Annotated in this window: 17 protein-coding genes and 1 pseudogene; 14 read left to right on the top strand and 4 right to left on the bottom strand. The window is 47.1% G+C overall.

Translation table 11 applies throughout. From position 1 onward, the window contains the following. Positions 1-8: 8 nt before the first annotated feature. Positions 9-812, bottom strand: a complete 804-nt coding sequence (gene asd / locus ABEW73_RS26655) for an archaetidylserine decarboxylase (protein ID WP_430163500.1) — start codon at positions 810-812, stop codon at positions 9-11. Between the two features lie 367 nt (positions 813-1,179). Between asd and ABEW73_RS26650 the strand changes: the two genes are divergently transcribed. From ABEW73_RS26650 to ABEW73_RS26600, 11 genes are all read left to right on the top strand, one after another. Beyond that, on the top strand, positions 1,180-1,809 hold the full coding sequence (locus ABEW73_RS26650; RefSeq protein ID WP_430163497.1) for an ECF transporter S component: 630 nt from the start codon (positions 1,180-1,182) through the stop codon (positions 1,807-1,809). After that, positions 1,802-3,478 (top strand): ABC transporter ATP-binding protein, encoded by a 1,677-nt coding sequence (locus ABEW73_RS26645; RefSeq protein WP_430163493.1) that lies wholly within the window; start codon positions 1,802-1,804, stop codon positions 3,476-3,478. The genes ABEW73_RS26650 and ABEW73_RS26645 overlap by 8 nt, the downstream gene beginning before the upstream one ends. Next, positions 3,475-4,281, top strand: coding sequence for an energy-coupling factor transporter transmembrane component T family protein (locus ABEW73_RS26640; protein WP_430163490.1), 807 nt, complete (start codon positions 3,475-3,477; stop codon positions 4,279-4,281). The genes ABEW73_RS26645 and ABEW73_RS26640 overlap by 4 nt, the downstream gene beginning before the upstream one ends. Before the next feature lie 222 nt (positions 4,282-4,503). Next, the gene (locus ABEW73_RS26635; RefSeq protein WP_430163487.1) at positions 4,504-4,938 is read left to right on the top strand and encodes a transposase; all 435 of its coding nucleotides are present in this window, start codon (positions 4,504-4,506) and stop codon (positions 4,936-4,938) included. A 229-nt stretch (positions 4,939-5,167) separates the two neighbouring features. Next, positions 5,168-5,887: an ABC transporter ATP-binding protein gene (locus ABEW73_RS26630; protein WP_430163484.1), complete on the top strand. Its 720-nt coding sequence runs from the start codon at positions 5,168-5,170 to the stop codon at positions 5,885-5,887. After that, positions 5,856-8,321, top strand: a complete 2,466-nt coding sequence (locus ABEW73_RS26625; RefSeq protein ID WP_430163481.1) for an FtsX-like permease family protein — start codon at positions 5,856-5,858, stop codon at positions 8,319-8,321. The genes ABEW73_RS26630 and ABEW73_RS26625 overlap by 32 nt, the downstream gene beginning before the upstream one ends. A gap of 5 nt (positions 8,322-8,326) precedes the next feature. Continuing rightward, positions 8,327-8,833, top strand: coding sequence for a PadR family transcriptional regulator (locus ABEW73_RS26620; RefSeq protein ID WP_430163478.1), 507 nt, complete (start codon positions 8,327-8,329; stop codon positions 8,831-8,833). Between the two features lie 166 nt (positions 8,834-8,999). Beyond that, complete coding sequence (locus tag ABEW73_RS26615) at positions 9,000-9,569, top strand: TetR/AcrR family transcriptional regulator (protein ID WP_430163475.1); 570 nt, start codon at positions 9,000-9,002, stop codon at positions 9,567-9,569. A gap of 4 nt (positions 9,570-9,573) precedes the next feature. Continuing rightward, positions 9,574-9,933 carry a DMT family transporter gene (locus ABEW73_RS26610; protein ID WP_430163472.1) on the top strand — a complete coding sequence of 120 codons (360 nt, stop codon included), beginning with the start codon at positions 9,574-9,576 and terminating at the stop codon, positions 9,931-9,933. 134 nt (positions 9,934-10,067) lie between these two features. Further along, positions 10,068-10,664: a LysE family translocator gene (locus tag ABEW73_RS26605; RefSeq protein ID WP_430163469.1), complete on the top strand. Its 597-nt coding sequence runs from the start codon at positions 10,068-10,070 to the stop codon at positions 10,662-10,664. Between the two features lie 6 nt (positions 10,665-10,670). Continuing rightward, positions 10,671-11,450: a helix-turn-helix domain-containing protein gene (locus ABEW73_RS26600; protein WP_430163466.1), complete on the top strand. Its 780-nt coding sequence runs from the start codon at positions 10,671-10,673 to the stop codon at positions 11,448-11,450. Between the two features lie 206 nt (positions 11,451-11,656). Here ABEW73_RS26600 and ABEW73_RS26595 read toward each other — a convergent pair whose 3' ends face one another. Together ABEW73_RS26595 and ABEW73_RS26590 are read right to left on the bottom strand one after the other, a co-directional pair. Further along, positions 11,657-11,725: a putative holin-like toxin gene (locus tag ABEW73_RS26595; protein WP_430163738.1), complete on the bottom strand. Its 69-nt coding sequence runs from the start codon at positions 11,723-11,725 to the stop codon at positions 11,657-11,659. 157 nt (positions 11,726-11,882) lie between these two features. Beyond that, positions 11,883-12,206 (bottom strand): transposase, encoded by a 324-nt coding sequence (locus ABEW73_RS26590; RefSeq protein ID WP_430163463.1) that lies wholly within the window; start codon positions 12,204-12,206, stop codon positions 11,883-11,885. Positions 12,207-12,277: 71 nt separating this feature from the next. Between ABEW73_RS26590 and ABEW73_RS26585 the strand changes: the two genes are divergently transcribed. Together ABEW73_RS26585 and ABEW73_RS26580 are read left to right on the top strand one after the other, a co-directional pair. Next, positions 12,278-12,976 (top strand): response regulator transcription factor, encoded by a 699-nt coding sequence (locus ABEW73_RS26585; protein WP_430163459.1) that lies wholly within the window; start codon positions 12,278-12,280, stop codon positions 12,974-12,976. Then, on the top strand, positions 12,976-13,908 hold the full coding sequence (locus ABEW73_RS26580) for a sensor histidine kinase (RefSeq protein WP_430163456.1): 933 nt from the start codon (positions 12,976-12,978) through the stop codon (positions 13,906-13,908). Before ABEW73_RS26585 ends, ABEW73_RS26580 begins: the two co-directional genes overlap by 1 nt. A 192-nt stretch (positions 13,909-14,100) precedes the next feature. On the opposite strand, the pseudogene ABEW73_RS26575 reads toward ABEW73_RS26580, so the two are convergent. Continuing rightward, positions 14,101-14,187 (bottom strand): annotated as a pseudogene (locus ABEW73_RS26575) (AraC family transcriptional regulator); the annotation flags it as partial. A 221-nt stretch (positions 14,188-14,408) separates the two neighbouring features. Between ABEW73_RS26575 and ABEW73_RS26570 the strand changes: the two are divergent. Continuing rightward, positions 14,409-14,564, top strand: coding sequence for a hypothetical protein (locus ABEW73_RS26570; RefSeq protein ID WP_430163453.1), 156 nt, complete (start codon positions 14,409-14,411; stop codon positions 14,562-14,564). The last annotated feature ends 20 nt before the right edge of the window (positions 14,565-14,584 follow it).

The following is a 14,584-nucleotide window of genomic DNA, read 5'->3' as shown; positions in this document are numbered from 1 at the left end:
AAAAAGAATTACCCTTTTCTGGCTGGGGACGGGTGAAGCAAACCGAGCAGTTCTCCCATCTTTACCTTGGAGCCGGGTTCCAGGTCACCACGCGGAGTAAACGTGCCATTCTCCGTCAAAAGCACGACGGTAGAGCCGAATTCAAAGTATGCGAGTTCGCCACCGATCTCGTATTTCTTCACGTTCTCATCAGCATAACGGATGCTGCTTACGTTCATGGCTCCGACCTTCACGACGGCAACTTCGCCGAACTCATGCGCAATATAGGTAATGAGGCGCTCATTGCGGCAGAGCACATTCCGGATATGGGTCATCGCAAAATCGTTCACGGGGTAAACGCGTCCCTTCAGATGCTCGCTTTCCGCTTGAACACCGGTTACCGGGGAATGAATGCGATGATAGTCGGTCGGGCTTAAATACAATACGAATGCATAGCCGTGGATGTAGTTTTCCATTCTCGGTGATTTGGCGAGCAGCTCGCTCAAGGTATAATCCTGTCCCTTAACGCTCAGAATGGTGCCGGCGTTAACGACGCCCATTGCCGAAATTGTGGCATCGACTGGGCTTACCATGGCGTCGGCGGTGTCATCTATGGCGCGGAGTCCTATTTTTAACCGGCGGGAAAAGAACTCGTTCAGTGAGCGGTATTCGTGGATTTCTTTCTCCGCTTCATGCGCCGGAATTTGATAAATTCGTATGAATGCAGGTATTAGATGACGGCTCAGCCGGCTGTGGGAACAATGCCCCATGATTCGGGACAGCCACTTGCGGGAAGACAGCTCAGTCATCAGACGCAGCAATTGTTTAGCCATGTCATTCTCCTTTTTGCATAGGTGTCAGCAATAAACGTTGGTGGAAAAGCCAATCACTCTGATATTGACATAGAATGAGATGGAAATCAATAAATAGCCATTTTTGAAAAAAGGTTCTTGCTTATTCAGGAGTGAATGTGTATTTTAAAGTTAACATAAAACCGAATAGGAATACGGGGGCTTGAGTGAATCAGGCTGAGATTGCAGCTGCTATCCGCTGTTGACCGTTAATCTGAACTGGGTAATGCCAGCGTAGAGAATATCCGCCCCTGCCTACATAGGGCCTATTTTTCCGTCTGCGCGTTTTTCCAGACGGTTTTTTGTTGTGTTTACACAAAAATAGAGGTGGAGAGGGGAATGTGTTGTTATGGGAACGTCTGTGCAAGAGAAGTTGGGGGTTCAGCCCCGAAAAGGACTGCGGTTAAGCGATATTTTGGTGACGGTGCTGGTATCACTGGTGCTTGGCGTCATTTATCACTTCTGGGGTTCGGTTTACAATCTGTTAAAACCGCTGTTCTTTGAAGCGGATGAGTTGTTATACGGCATGTGGTTCGCTGCAGCGACGCTTGCTTACTTGTTGATCCGGAAGCCGGGAGTGGCCATTATCGCGGAAGTGGCGGCGGCCCACGTGGAAGTGCTGTTTGGCAGCGGCTGGGGATTGACCCTGCTGCTGTATGGCCTCATTCAAGGACTGGGGGCTGAATTGGTATTCGCGGCGTTCCGTTATCGGAGCACCTCGGCGTGGACGCTGGCGGTTGCCGGAGCCGGCTCGGCCATCGGCTCGATGATCATGGACTTCTATTACAGCTATACTGATGACTTGCAGACGTGGATGTTTCTGGCCAAATACGGTATGCGGGTACTCAGCGGCGCCGTCATTGCAGGTCTCCTTATGCTCCTGCTGGCCAAAGCGCTCGATCGTACGGGCGTGACCTCTCTGCTCCGTCCCGCGTCGAAGAAGGATTACGAAGCACTGGATGATCCAAGCCATGTCTAATGCCACGGTTAGCCCGGTTTCGGCTCAGTCTGCTGAGATGCTTCCGGAACCGGCCGTGTATGTGGAGGGATTGCGTCTGAAGTATCCGGGCGAGGAGCGACTGATGTTCAAAGACCTCTCCTTCTCGGCTGTCCGCGGGGAGAAGGTGCTGCTGCTCGGACCGAGCGGGTGTGGCAAATCCACGCTGCTGCAGGTGCTTAGCGGGATGATTCCCCGCGCAACGGAGGTGCCGATGAAATGCGAGGCACAGTTGGTTCCGCGCTCTTGGGGTTATGTATTTCAAGATCCGGATACCCAGTTTTGTATGCCGTACGTGGATGAAGAGCTGGCTTTCGTACTGGAAAATCTAAGTGTTCCCCGCGACGAGATGAAGGAGCGGATGCAGGCGGCCCTGCGCGAGGTGGGGCTTGATCTTGAGGAGCTTCATATGCCGATCGGGCATCTGTCCCAAGGCATGAAGCAACGATTGGCGCTGGCATCGGCTCTGCTGCTGGAGCCGGAGGTGCTGTTCCTTGACGAGCCGTCTGCGCTGCTCGACCCGGAAGGCAGGGAGCAAATCTGGTCCGCGGTGAAGGCCGTATCGGAAGGGCGTACGCTGATCATCGTGGAGCACCGGATTGAAGAAATGGCCAAATACGTGGATCGTGTCGTGCTGTTCAGCCCGGATGGCGTGATTCTGGGCGAAGGTCCACCAGCAGCGATATTCGCTGAATATGAGCGGGAACTCCAAGCCTATGGAATCTGGTATCCCGGCGTATGGGAGGATTACGCGCAGACCCGGGCGGGCAGAGAGTTGTTTGCTCCGGTCAACGCGCTTGGCGATGAGCTGGGTAATCTCCTGCATGAGGCTGCTCCGCCGTACCCTCAACGTGGGGAGCCTGTCATTCAACTGGCGGATTTCAGGGGAATGAGATGGGATAAACCTGTCATCACCCTCCCATCGGCAGAGGTGTTTCCGGGACAATTCATTGCGGTGGTAGGGCCGAACGGAGCAGGCAAAAGCTCGCTGCTGCTCAGTTTGATGGGGCTGCTTCGCGCCGAAGGGACCTATGTGCTCTGCGGGGAAGAGGTCATTCAGGGCAAGCGCAGGAAGGTGCGGAAGAAGAGAGAACAGCAGCTGCGCCAAATCGGATTTGTGTTTCAGAATCCGGAGCTTCAATTCCTGACGGAACGCATCGGGGATGAGGTGGTTTACTCCCTGCTGGTGGATCATATGCCGCCGGAGGAAGCGAAGGCGCAGGCCGACCGCTGTCTGGAACGCTTTGGACTGAAAGGCATGGAGGGCAGGCATCCGTACCAGCTGTCGACAGGTCAAAAGCGCCGCTTGAGCGTGGCTACTGCCATGGCAAGACAGCCGTCCGTCCTGCTCTTGGATGAACCGACCTTCGGACAGGATGCGCGGAATACGTTCGCTATTCTGGAGATGTGCGAGCAGCTGCGCCGCGCGGGAACCGCCATTCTCATGGTGACGCATGAAATGGAGATTGCGCAGCGGGTCGCCACGCATATATGGGAAATCAGGGAGGGACAGCTAACCTCATGCCTGCCTTCCCCGCGTTGGTCTAGCGGGATTGCATCCGAGCAGGCGGCTAAGGGAGTGAATGGCGCTGCCAACGCTCGCGATACCTTCGCCGTGGCTAATCATCTTCACACGGGGGTGAACGCATGAATATATGGAATCCCGTGCGGATCACTTGGCTGCACCGGGCGAATCCGGTGGTGAAGCTGGGTCTGATCTGTGCGTTGTTTTTCATGACGGTGTTAACCCATGATCTTGATTTTGTTTTGTATCAAGCGTTTATCTTTATGGTCTGTCTTGTGGTACTCAGCGGGGTGAGGCCGTGGAAAATGCTGTTGTTCTTCATTCCGTTTCTGCTTGCCTTCATATCGTCCGCCTCTTCCATGATGCTGTTCGGTAAGGGGGAGACGATCTGGTGGGAGTGGGGGCTATTCCGGGTATCGGAAGAAAGCTTCTACCGGGGGTTGCATCTGGGCTTTAAGGGAATTGCCTTTGCCTCGGAGGGGCTGCTGCTCGTTACGACAACATCCTCGGTGGATTTATTCTACAGCCTGATGCAGAAGCTGAGGCTTGCACCCAAGTATGCTTACAGCTTCATGGCTTCGATCCGGCTGCTGCCCATGGTGTGGGAGGAATATGTGATCCGCCGCCAAGCCTTGAAGGTACGAGGAGTCCGCCCGATTCGCGGAGTTCGCGGCATGGTGAACCGCGCAGGACTGTATGTGGTGCCGCTGCTGGCGCAGAGCATCCGCCGGGCCCATCGGGTAGCCGCCGCGATGGAGGCCAAGCAATTTGACGGCGATCAGGCGAAGTCCAGAACGTATTATTATCCGTCGCATTACTCGCGCTATGACCTTCTCGTCATCGGATTACTCGCAGCTGCCGCCTGCTGCGCTTATGCGGCAGCCGGATATTTTCCTTGGTTCGGCATTGGCGACGTACGGTTTGATTAGGAATAAGCGAAATTTGCAATAACAACGAAGGGGATTTCCCGGAGGTCTGATGGACCTCTTGGGATATCCTCTTTTTTTTGGTTTTCTACGTTGCACAGGGATGTAGGGGCAGCCAACTCGTAATTTTTTTGGCTCAGTAACAAAGTCCGGGGAGCATAAATCGACAAATCGAACGAAAACAGAGCCCTTTGCCATTTTACATCAAGTTGAGGTAAGCCGTGGGTGAAGACTTCGGACGCAGCGGGCAAAATGTCAAGGTTCATGTCCGGCGAAACTACGACGAGACAGGGAACGATAACCGTCAGGCGCAGCCCACCCCCGCTTTTCTCGGGACCGACGAGATTAGCTTGGCAAAAGGAAGCTATAGGCTGGTTGTCTATGATCTCACCGTGCCTTGGCGTCCGCAGTTTGATTCGCATGCATACGTCTCGAAAGAAGGACGAAGTCGTTTCCTTGCTGCAGCCATTTTCTTCGCCCGAACGCACCATTGGCATCGCCATCGATATGTGGGAACCTTACAAATTGGCGATCGAATCCACCCTACTTCACGTGTACGTTGTGATTGATGCCTTCCATCTGATTCAAGCTGATCGAAGAACTCAGCGAGGAAGCGAAGGAACGGTTAAAGGCATGGGAGGAAGCCATTCCTTTCGATAGTCTCTCAGGTTTTTTTAGGTCAAAAAATCCAAAGTAGTGGATTTAAAAAAGTGGTGTAACTGAAAAAAACTTATAAAACTCTGAAATATATACTTACTAAGTATATATGATTCAGAGGTTTTATATTTCTTTTTATTTAAATATTACGAATAAATTAGATAACTTGACTTTAATTCATTATATACTTAGTATATAATGGTCGACGTAAGAAATAGGAGGAACAGATAAAATGATTAAAGTCAGTAATCTAAGAAAAGATTTTATACAAGGACAAGAAAGAACCGAAGTGTTAAAAGGTGTTGATTTGACCATCGAAGAAGGAGAATTCGTGGCGATTATGGGGCCGAGTGGGTCTGGAAAAAGTACATTACTCCAGCTTCTAGGTGGTCTTGACGTACCTACAGAAGGAAATATAGTAATCAATCAGCAACAGCTAGCTCAGATGAAGGAAAAGGAAAGAACAATATTCCGTAGAAAATACATAGGGTTTATTTTCCAAAACTATCAACTCCTACCTACTTTAACTGTAGAGGAAAATGTAGCTTTTCCTTTACATGCAGATGGGAGCTTGACTAAAGAAAAGAATCAAATGATTTTAGAATTACTTGATTCGGTTGGATTAATAGGACTTGGTCGAAAGCGAGCTAATTTGCTCAGTGGTGGTCAACAACAACGGGTAGCTATTGCTAGGGCGCTAGTTAACAATCCTGCTGTTCTGTTAGCTGATGAACCAACAGGGAATTTAGATCGATATAAAGCGGAAGAAATTCTCGTCCTCATGTCCAAATTTAACAGAGAAAACAAACAAACAACGATCATGGTTACGCATGATATGTTCGCCGCTGGATTTGCTGATCGAATCATTCTTTTTAAAGATGGGGTTATTGATCAAGTGATAGCTAGAAAGGATGATGATTATGCTCAATATGTGGCGAATTTCATGGCGTAGCATCACTCAAAATAAAAAGAGGTTTTTCCTTTCACTGTTTGGCATGATCTTTGGTATATCTTTTATAACAGCTATGCTAATAGCAGATCGAACAACGAATGATGTTTTCGATTATTATGAACAGATGTATGTAGGAAATGCAGATTACTGGGTTCTGAGTGATACGCATACATACTCAGAAGAGACGATTTCGTCAATCAAGAATAGTCCAGCAGTCACGGAAACACTGCTTGCTCTTGATAAACAAGCTTTCTTTGAGCTTGAGGGGAAACAATCCCTGAATCAAAGGTCTGTAAGAATTACAGGTGTGAATGATCAAAATAGTTCTTTACTCACACTTCCTGTCATTGAAGGACAGCTAGATAATGAAGGGTTGGTCATACCCAAAGCTGTTGCCAATCTATTAAATAAAAGGGTAGGAGATACCATTCGGTTTGCCAATTTGGGAGAAGCGAAGGTTTCCGCCGTTGTTGAGTATACTCAGCTACTAGCAAGCCCTAGTAAATGGGAAAGTGCTGAATCGACTAGCTTTCGCGTCATGGCTCCACTTCATTTGTTAAGAGAGTGGACAGGTATGGATGACGAGCTTTCCTATGTAAGATTTCAAACGAATGAAGGAGGACAGGAACTCTTTCAAGCTCTTCAACAAGAATTTCATCATTCAAATGTATATGTCCAACCTGTTGTAGCCGATGATCGACAAAGCAATGACATTGGGGGACTTTACGAATTTTTTTACATCGTTGCTGGGTTATCTATGTTCATTAGTGGATTCATTATTTTTAATATGATTTATACGAGTGTGATGGAGCGGAAAAAGGAATTTGCCATCATGAAGAGTTTTGGTTATCTACAAAGCTCGGTTTCTAGACTTATTCTTATTGAAGTACTACTCTTGTCGTTCATAAGTACAGCTATTGGGGTCCCCCTAGGGATATGGCTTGGAGATCTGTTTATGCAAGCTATACTTGGACTGTTCGATTTTGACGTAGTTTACACGTTAAATTGGCAAATGTCTACGTTGATTGCTGTAGCTATCGGTATTCTATTTCCTGTTGTCTTTTCCTTATTTCCTATTTATAATGCTGGAAAAACATCAGTGTTATTGACCTTAAAAATGGCCAATCAAACATCTTCATCGAAAAGGTCATCTATCCTTAGAGCTGTAGTAGGGCTTGGTTTACTTACTTTTGTATTTATTAATCATCCTGTCTCTTATTTAGCTATTTTAGTAAGTGTCATTCTGTTGTTTCCATTCCTTTTACTAGGTCTAAGCACAATACTTAAGCCCATTCTGAAGATAGTCTTCGGCTACGCCGGAACTCTGGCAGCCCAAAGTCTGACCCAACAGTTAAATCGAAATGCCAATACCTCAGCTATTCTGGCTGTCGGGATAGCCGTCATAGTCTTACTTAGCGCTGTGATAGAATCGGCTCCTGAAGGCTATGAAAATGAGATCAGAAGTACGTATGGAGGGGATTTAAGGGTTACATCAGAAGCGCCTTGGTCTAATGAGGATAGGCTAACTCTACAATCCTATGAATCTGTTGCAAATGTTGAGCCTTTAACGGAAGCTACACCTATCACATGGGAAACACGTGATGGAGAGAAGAGACAATTTTCCATCATTGCTGTAGAGAAAGAGGGTCCTATCCTTTTTGAGGGATCTGAAAAAGAGAGCGTACATGCAGAGTTAGCAAAGGAACCTTCTATTTTTCTAGGAAAACGTGCTTTTGATGAATGGGGAGGGAATGTAGGGGAATCTATTTATATCAATGCTCCTTCAGGAATACAACAATATAAAGTCATTGATGTCGTCAATACATCACATTACTCAGGCTATTTGGCATTTATGGATGAAAAGCATTTAAATGATGATTTTGGTTGGGTTAATAGCTTTGACATGCTAGTAACTTTAAATGAAGGGTATACTGGGGAAGCGTTACGGGATCAACTGTGGCTAGATTTTAGCAGCCACCTCTCTAAGGTTAAAATGGTTGAAGATGAAATTCAATCAACGACCTCAGCCTTAACCGGAATGAACGAGTTAATCATTACCCTGCTAGTTTTGATCGTGGGGCTAGCTAGTATTGGTACTGCTAATACTCTATTGATGAACACGTTGGAGCGTACATCTGAAATCGGGACGATGCGAGCGCTTGGCTTCACTAAACAGCAGGTTAGAAAAATGATTGTTGGAGAAGGTCTACTTATAGGGCTTTCAGGAGTTATTGGAGGTATCGCATCAGGTGTGATTTTACTTTATGTCACTAGTCAATCCAAGCTTTTAGAAGGATTTATATCTTTTCAAATACCTCTAGGAAATAGTATACTGGCGTTGATTACTGGTGTTTCACTAAGTCTTTTTGCCTCATGGATTTCAAGTGCTACGGCTAGTAAAATTGATATTGTATCCTCACTCAAAGTAGGTTGAGTCATATGTCAGTTAGGTACGGATTATTAACATTACTATTTCATCAAACAAATCATGGATATGAACTAAAAGTAGAGATAGAAGCTCTCCTAGGAAGTAAAGGAAAAATTAATCCTGGCCAAATCTATACGACTCTCGATCGTCTAATCCGTGATCAACATGTTTCATTTGTTAGAATCGATGACCAAGATAGAAAGCTTTATCAAATTAATGCAGAAGGTAAAAAGGAGTTGGAGCATTGGTTACTGGAGCCAGTACCCTATCATGCCTCTAAAGGAGATTTTCAATTTAAATGGAGCTGTGCCCGTAAGATTTGCTTTGATCAGGAAAAGGTCATGCTTGATCAACAAAAAGCAATGATCATGAAGGATGTTATGGAATTGACTAAGTTAAAAACGGAATTCCTTCTTCAAGGTGATGAGAATAAGTATTTATTAATCTCGGGTACACTTTTGCATTTAGAAGCAGATTTAAACTGGATTCATCAAGTTGAAAATCGAAATCGATCGTAATTTTATGCTAGCTTGACCATAATGATTTACCCCTTTGGTTTTAGTAGCCAAAGGGGTTTTTAGTAAGAATTTTTTTAATGATGTCTGGATTTAATGCCAATTGGGGCGTTATAATACTATTGGTACCGAAAACGTATTTGCAGTACCAGAAGGGGAGTTTGTTCACTTGCGCGAGCGAATATTGAATGAAACGATCCGCTTAATTCAGCGGCAGGGATTTACGTTTACAGTCAGTGATTTGGCCCGCGGCCTTGCGATTAGTAAACGGACGATTTATGAGCACTTTTCCTCCAAGGAAGAGATTGTCGAACATATCATCGACGGAATGATCCGGCACATCCAGCAGCGCGAACGTGAAATTGCGGGGGATGAGGAGCTTACTGTTCTGGAGAAGATTCATCAGATTCTAATCTGTCTGCCACAGGAGATGGAGAAGATGGATTTGGGAATGCTGCCGGATCTGAAGCGCTCGCATTATGCGCAATGGGAGAAGCTGGACACTTTTTTCAGAGAGGAATGGGGCATTGTCACGGAGCTGATGGAGCAGGGCATGGCCGAGGGAAGCATCAAACGAATTCATATGCCGCTGTTCATTGATCTGTATCTCGGCTCGCTCCATCAAATTTACGATTCAAGGGCGACGGTGAAGCATCAATTGCCGCTAGGGGAGCTGCTGCAGTCCGTCATGGACATCTTATTGTTCGGCATAGCGGCAGGGGAACGGAAGGAGTCGTGAGATTATGCATTGGTTATATTTAAGTTTGGCTATTCTGTTTGAAGTGGCGGGGACGCTGAACATGAAGCTGTCGGAGGGGTTCAGCAAACCGCTGCCCAGCGTGCTGCTGGTGGTGTTCTATATTTGCAGCTTGAGCTTCCTGACGCTGAGCTTGAAGCAGATTGAAATATCCGTAGCTTACGCGATCTGGTCGGGACTTGGCATCTTGATCATTACCGTCATCGGTTATATGTTCTTTGCGGAGCAGATTAATGGTCTGAAAATATTCTCGATCCTGCTGATCATCGCGGGGGTCGTTCTGCTGAATCTATCCGGCAGCGCACATGCGCAGGAACAACCGAAGACGCACCAGTCCGGTCACTAAGGGTTAGAATGAACCGGAATCTGCGGAAGAGCCGTACTTGTGCGGCTCTTTTTCTGCTGCAATAATGTACTATGCCCCACTTCGCATCCGGCTCTATAATGACAAAGGAAATTCCTTTGTTAGGAGCTATCATCATGAACCTATCTTCGTTTTTTATTTACTGTTTTATCGTGGCTTTCTCGCCGGGGCCATCCAATATCGTCATTTTGTCCTCGGTTCAAAACTCCGGCATGAAGAAGACCTTGCGCTACATTGCCGGAGCCTCTATCGCTTTTTTCTTATTAATCGCCGCTTCCGTGGTATTAGGCCAGCTGCTGTCTAGCGGCATGCCGGTCATTCTGCCAATCTTGCGGATCGTCGGCTGCCTGTTCATGCTGTATCTCACGTATCAGGTATATACCATGGACGTATCCCGGTCCGGCGCTAATCAAACGGCGTCCTTCACGTCCGGCTTTCTGATGCAGTTTCTCAATCCGAAGGTGGTATTGTTCACGCTGACGGTCATTCCCAGCTACGTCATGCCGTATTATACGGCAGGCCCTGTCATCTCGGCGTTTGTTGTTGCGGTATCGTTAATCGGGCTGTCCGCGTATATGACGTGGGCCGTGTGCGGTAGCCTTTTTCAAGGAATTATGCAAAAATATCGGAGAACGACCAACACGATCCTGGCTTTGTTTCTGCTGTACTCGGCAATCGTCGTATCCGGCATACCGGAACTCATAAAGGGGTGATGGAAGATGGAGCAGTTTATTTATAAAAAAGCGGTGGGCATTACGGCGCTGTCCGCGAGCCTGACGGATTTCAAATATAAAAAGCATTATCACGAGGAGTATGCCCTTGGTGTCACGCTGCGCGGCATTCAGAAGTACTCGCTGGACGGCAGTCAGCAGGCTTCCTACCAAAGCGGGGTTATGCTGTTCCATCCGGAGCAGAATCATGATGGCTGGTCCCAGGAACGAACGGGCATCGATTACGTGATGATCTACATTCATCCGGAGCTATTTCTGGAATTGATTCAGAAAAAAGATATCGTGCGGTTCCAATCCCCGATTGTCTATCATGCCGGGCTTCGGAAGAGCATCCTGGATGTGACGAGGTCCATCTTCACCGGTGAGCCGGAGGCTAGAAGCAGCGAGCTGCTTCTGGGTCTGGCGGGACATTTTAATGAGGATATTCTGAACCCGGATAGCCGGAAGGACAGCAAGTTTATGCGGAAGGCCAAAGACATGATGCAGGATCATCTGGAGCATGTTCTCCGTTTGGACGAATTAAGCGGGGAGTTCGGGATGTCGAAGTATCAGTTCATCCGTACCTTTAAAGCGAATACGGGTCTGTCTCCGTATCAGTATTATCTGAATTGCAAAGTGGAGCACGCCAAGCAGTTGATCGAGGACAGCCGGGATGTATATCAGGCCGTTACCCAGTGCGGCTTCACGGATCTTGCCCATTTGAATCGACATTTCAAGAACGTGTACGGCACGACGGCGTTTGATTATATGTCCCATCTGGATAAGTAAAAGCGGGCAGGAGCGGAGGTAACATGCGATGTTTCAAGCCATGCTTGGCATTTGTGAATAAACTCCGTTATAATTGTGTATAGAATGGAAGAGGGGCCGTGCGCGAACACGATCCCCGAGTACAACGTACCGCCATAAGAGCGGCCTTACTATAGGAATTCGATCAGAAATAGACCGTGATCCTGACCAAGGGCGGTCTATTTCTTTTAATGGAACGAAAGTATTAACACAACCAGCGTCGCGAATGAAATCATTAGCGTCAATGTTTGGTACATTTTCGGTACTCGCCGTATTCAGCATGCGGTTTTTGATACAAGGCACGGGGATGTTAATCTGTATTTGGAGTCATTAGAAACTAATTAGGCTTTAGCCGGATGGAAGGAATCAGTCGAATGGAATATATTACACGAAACCAGCATGGGCCATTTTGTTTTAGGTGTCGCACTTCATACTACAATCCGTCTTCCCTTGTCGTTTGACGATCCGGTCAAAAAATGCCCGCATTCTAGAGTTTTTGGTCATGGAGGCCGACCATGCGCATTGGCATAAAACCGCTTTGAGCATGCGTTTGCCCTTAGGAATGCGAGAGCTTTTCTTTTTGCCAGCACTCTCATGGTTGCCTGGACATCCCCCCGCCCAAGAGCTGGCATGAGCATCGGAAGGAAATTGGGACATGTCCGGTCCCATTTCCGCTAAAATGTGGGAGGCTGCCATTTCATCAATCCCTGGAATGGTTTTCAGTAATTCCATTTCCATCTGAATATACCTCGGGGCCGTTGTTTCCAGTATATTAGAGTTATGGACGTAAAAAGAAAGGCGTGAATGACGTGGCTTCGAACATACTTCTTGTAGAGGATGACAGCTCGATTGGCGAAATGATAGAGAGCTATTTGACGATGGAAGGTTTTCAGGTGGTGCTTGCCAAAGACGGAGAGGAGGCGCTCGAGCGGTTTGCCGAACGAGATTATGACCTCGTACTGCTGGATATGATGCTGCCCAAGATCAGCGGTATGGATTTTCTTAAAAAAATCAGGGAGAAAAGCCATGTGCCGGTACTGATCGTATCCGCAAAGGATGGGGAAGTGGACAAGGCGCTTGGCCTTGGTTTTGGCGCGGATGATTATATTACGAAACCTTTTTCCATGATAGAGCTGTCGGCGAGAGTGAAAGCCGCTATCCGTCGCGCGACGGCATATGTCCAGACAACCCCAACCCAGCAGAATAAAATCATCCGCGTCCATCAATTGGAAATGGATCTGGATCATTTGACCGTGACCAAAAACGGCGAGGAGATCAAGCTGACGGCCAAAGAACTGCAAATCTTAAAGCTGTTTATGACGAATCCGAAAAAGGTATTCACCAAGCAGCACATTTTCACATCCGTCTGGAATGACGACTATTTCGGCGATGAAAATGTCATTAATGTGCATATGAGCCGTTTGCGCGACAAAATTGAAGATCAACCCTCCGATCCGCAGTACATCAAAACGCTGTGGGGCATCGGCTACCGTTTGGGGGAATTTTAGTGGTTGCCGTTCTGCTGATTGTTGTGATCATGTTGGCGTTGCTGAATGTGATGCAGTGGATGGGTCGGAAAAAAAGAGCTAAGCAGCTCGGATACATCATTGATAAACTGAATGCGATTGTGGATTCGTCCTCGCAGGAGCAGTTGCTGCTTTTCACGGAGGATCCTGAATATCGTAGACTGCTGATTGCCATCAATCATTTGCTTTTGCAAACCAGGCAGTCCGAGACAGGATTTATGCGTACAGAAATCGCGATGCGCCGGATGTTGGCAAACATATCACATGATTTGAAGACGCCGCTTACCGTGGTGCTCGGATATATCGAAACATTGAACCGGAAGGCAGACATGCCACTGGAGGAAAAGGAGCGGCTGCTGGATAAGGTGCATACGAAGACTGTGGAGATCGTAGAGTTGATCAACCGGTTCTTTGACCTGGCCAAGCTGGAATCGGGGGATAAGGAGATGCCCCTAACCCGCATACATATCAATGAAATTTCCAGAAACAGCATGCTGATGTTTTATGATCTGATCGAATCCGAAGGGCTGCAGGCGGACATCGATATTCCGGAAACGCCGCTTTATGCATGGGGCAATGAAGAAGGACTAAACCGCGCATTAAACAATGTGCTGAGCAATGCGATCCGTTACGGGTCACAAGGCAAGGTGATCGGCATGAGGCTGCGGGAAGAGCAGGACCGGGTGCTTATCGATATTTGGGACAAAGGCAGAGGCATTCATGAACGGGATCAGGAGCTTATTTTCGAGCGGATGTATACGCTGGAGGATTCAAGGAATAAAAGATTTCAAGGCAGCGGTTTGGGTCTGACGATTACGAAAAGACTCATCGAGCTGATGGGCGGGGAAATCCGGGTGGCGAGCAAGCCGTATGAACGGACCATTTTTACGATTTCGTTAAAAAAGCTATCGTAGCGTGGCTTCTTAACATCATATTAGTGCTAGACAAAAAGCGAAAGTAGCGGAGGAGACGGAATCAATCTGAAGAAGCTCGCTAAAGCTGCGAACCAAGCGTAAATCGTAGCTGTAAATAAATAGTGAAATAACCCTCTGATGTCACGCTATAATGGCTGGCGTCAGAGGGTTTTCTGTTTGATATAAGGGATTTCAATAACTTTCCGTTATTGACGCGGATCTGTACTGCTTGGGTGTCATGCCCGCATACTTCTTGAAAACTTTAATAAAATGCGCTTGATCATAGAAGGTTTATCGGAGTCCGATCGATGAAATCGTATAACTCGAGATTAGGGTTTTTGGATGTGATTTGAAACGGTGTTTACCGTTCAATTGAAAAAGTTTTTCATGAGCATCATCGCACATAGAGTCAGCTTAAGAAATTCGTAAGAATAAAGAAAGAAAAAAGAAGATGACGTCCTGTAAGATTTAGTTATGAGAGAGCGAGAGGAGGAAAGAGTATGGAGCATATAGTACGAACAATTCGATTGACCAAGGCTTTTCAAGGGCAGGAAGTCGTCTCGAATGCCAATATGAATATGAAGAAAAGCGAACTCTACGATTCTGCTAGCCGTGCTTGGAATAGTGGTCGAATACATGGTGATTCGCAAAATTGATCAAATCGATATTCGTTAAC

This window comes from Paenibacillus lautus, from assembly GCF_050482385.1.
GTDB lineage: Bacteria > Bacillota > Bacilli > Paenibacillales > Paenibacillaceae > Paenibacillus_AQ > Paenibacillus_AQ lautus_B.
This window is presented reverse-complemented; position numbering and strand designations above follow the sequence as displayed.

Bases quoted from the DNA above. Each gene is read 5' to 3' on its own strand.
- ABEW73_RS26645 (WP_430163493.1), top strand. From the start codon at position 1,802: ATGTCTAATGCCACGGTTAGCCCGGTTTCGGCTCAGTCTGCTGAGATG.
- ABEW73_RS26600 (WP_430163466.1), top strand. From the start codon at position 10,671: ATGGAGCAGTTTATTTATAAAAAAGCGGTGGGCATTACGGCGCTGTCC.
- ABEW73_RS26610 (WP_430163472.1), top strand. From the start codon at position 9,574: ATGCATTGGTTATATTTAAGTTTGGCTATTCTGTTTGAAGTGGCGGGG.
- ABEW73_RS26605 (WP_430163469.1), top strand. From the start codon at position 10,068: ATGAACCTATCTTCGTTTTTTATTTACTGTTTTATCGTGGCTTTCTCG.
- ABEW73_RS26625 (WP_430163481.1), top strand. From the start codon at position 5,856: ATGCTCAATATGTGGCGAATTTCATGGCGTAGCATCACTCAAAATAAA.
- ABEW73_RS26570 (WP_430163453.1), top strand. From the start codon at position 14,409: ATGGAGCATATAGTACGAACAATTCGATTGACCAAGGCTTTTCAAGGG.
- ABEW73_RS26620 (WP_430163478.1), top strand. From the start codon at position 8,327: ATGTCAGTTAGGTACGGATTATTAACATTACTATTTCATCAAACAAAT.
- ABEW73_RS26650 (WP_430163497.1), top strand. From the start codon at position 1,180: ATGGGAACGTCTGTGCAAGAGAAGTTGGGGGTTCAGCCCCGAAAAGGA.
- ABEW73_RS26590 (WP_430163463.1), bottom strand. From the start codon at position 12,206: ATGGAAATGGAATTACTGAAAACCATTCCAGGGATTGATGAAATGGCA.
- asd (WP_430163500.1), bottom strand. From the start codon at position 812: ATGGCTAAACAATTGCTGCGTCTGATGACTGAGCTGTCTTCCCGCAAG.
- ABEW73_RS26630 (WP_430163484.1), top strand. From the start codon at position 5,168: ATGATTAAAGTCAGTAATCTAAGAAAAGATTTTATACAAGGACAAGAA.
- ABEW73_RS26640 (WP_430163490.1), top strand. From the start codon at position 3,475: ATGAATATATGGAATCCCGTGCGGATCACTTGGCTGCACCGGGCGAAT.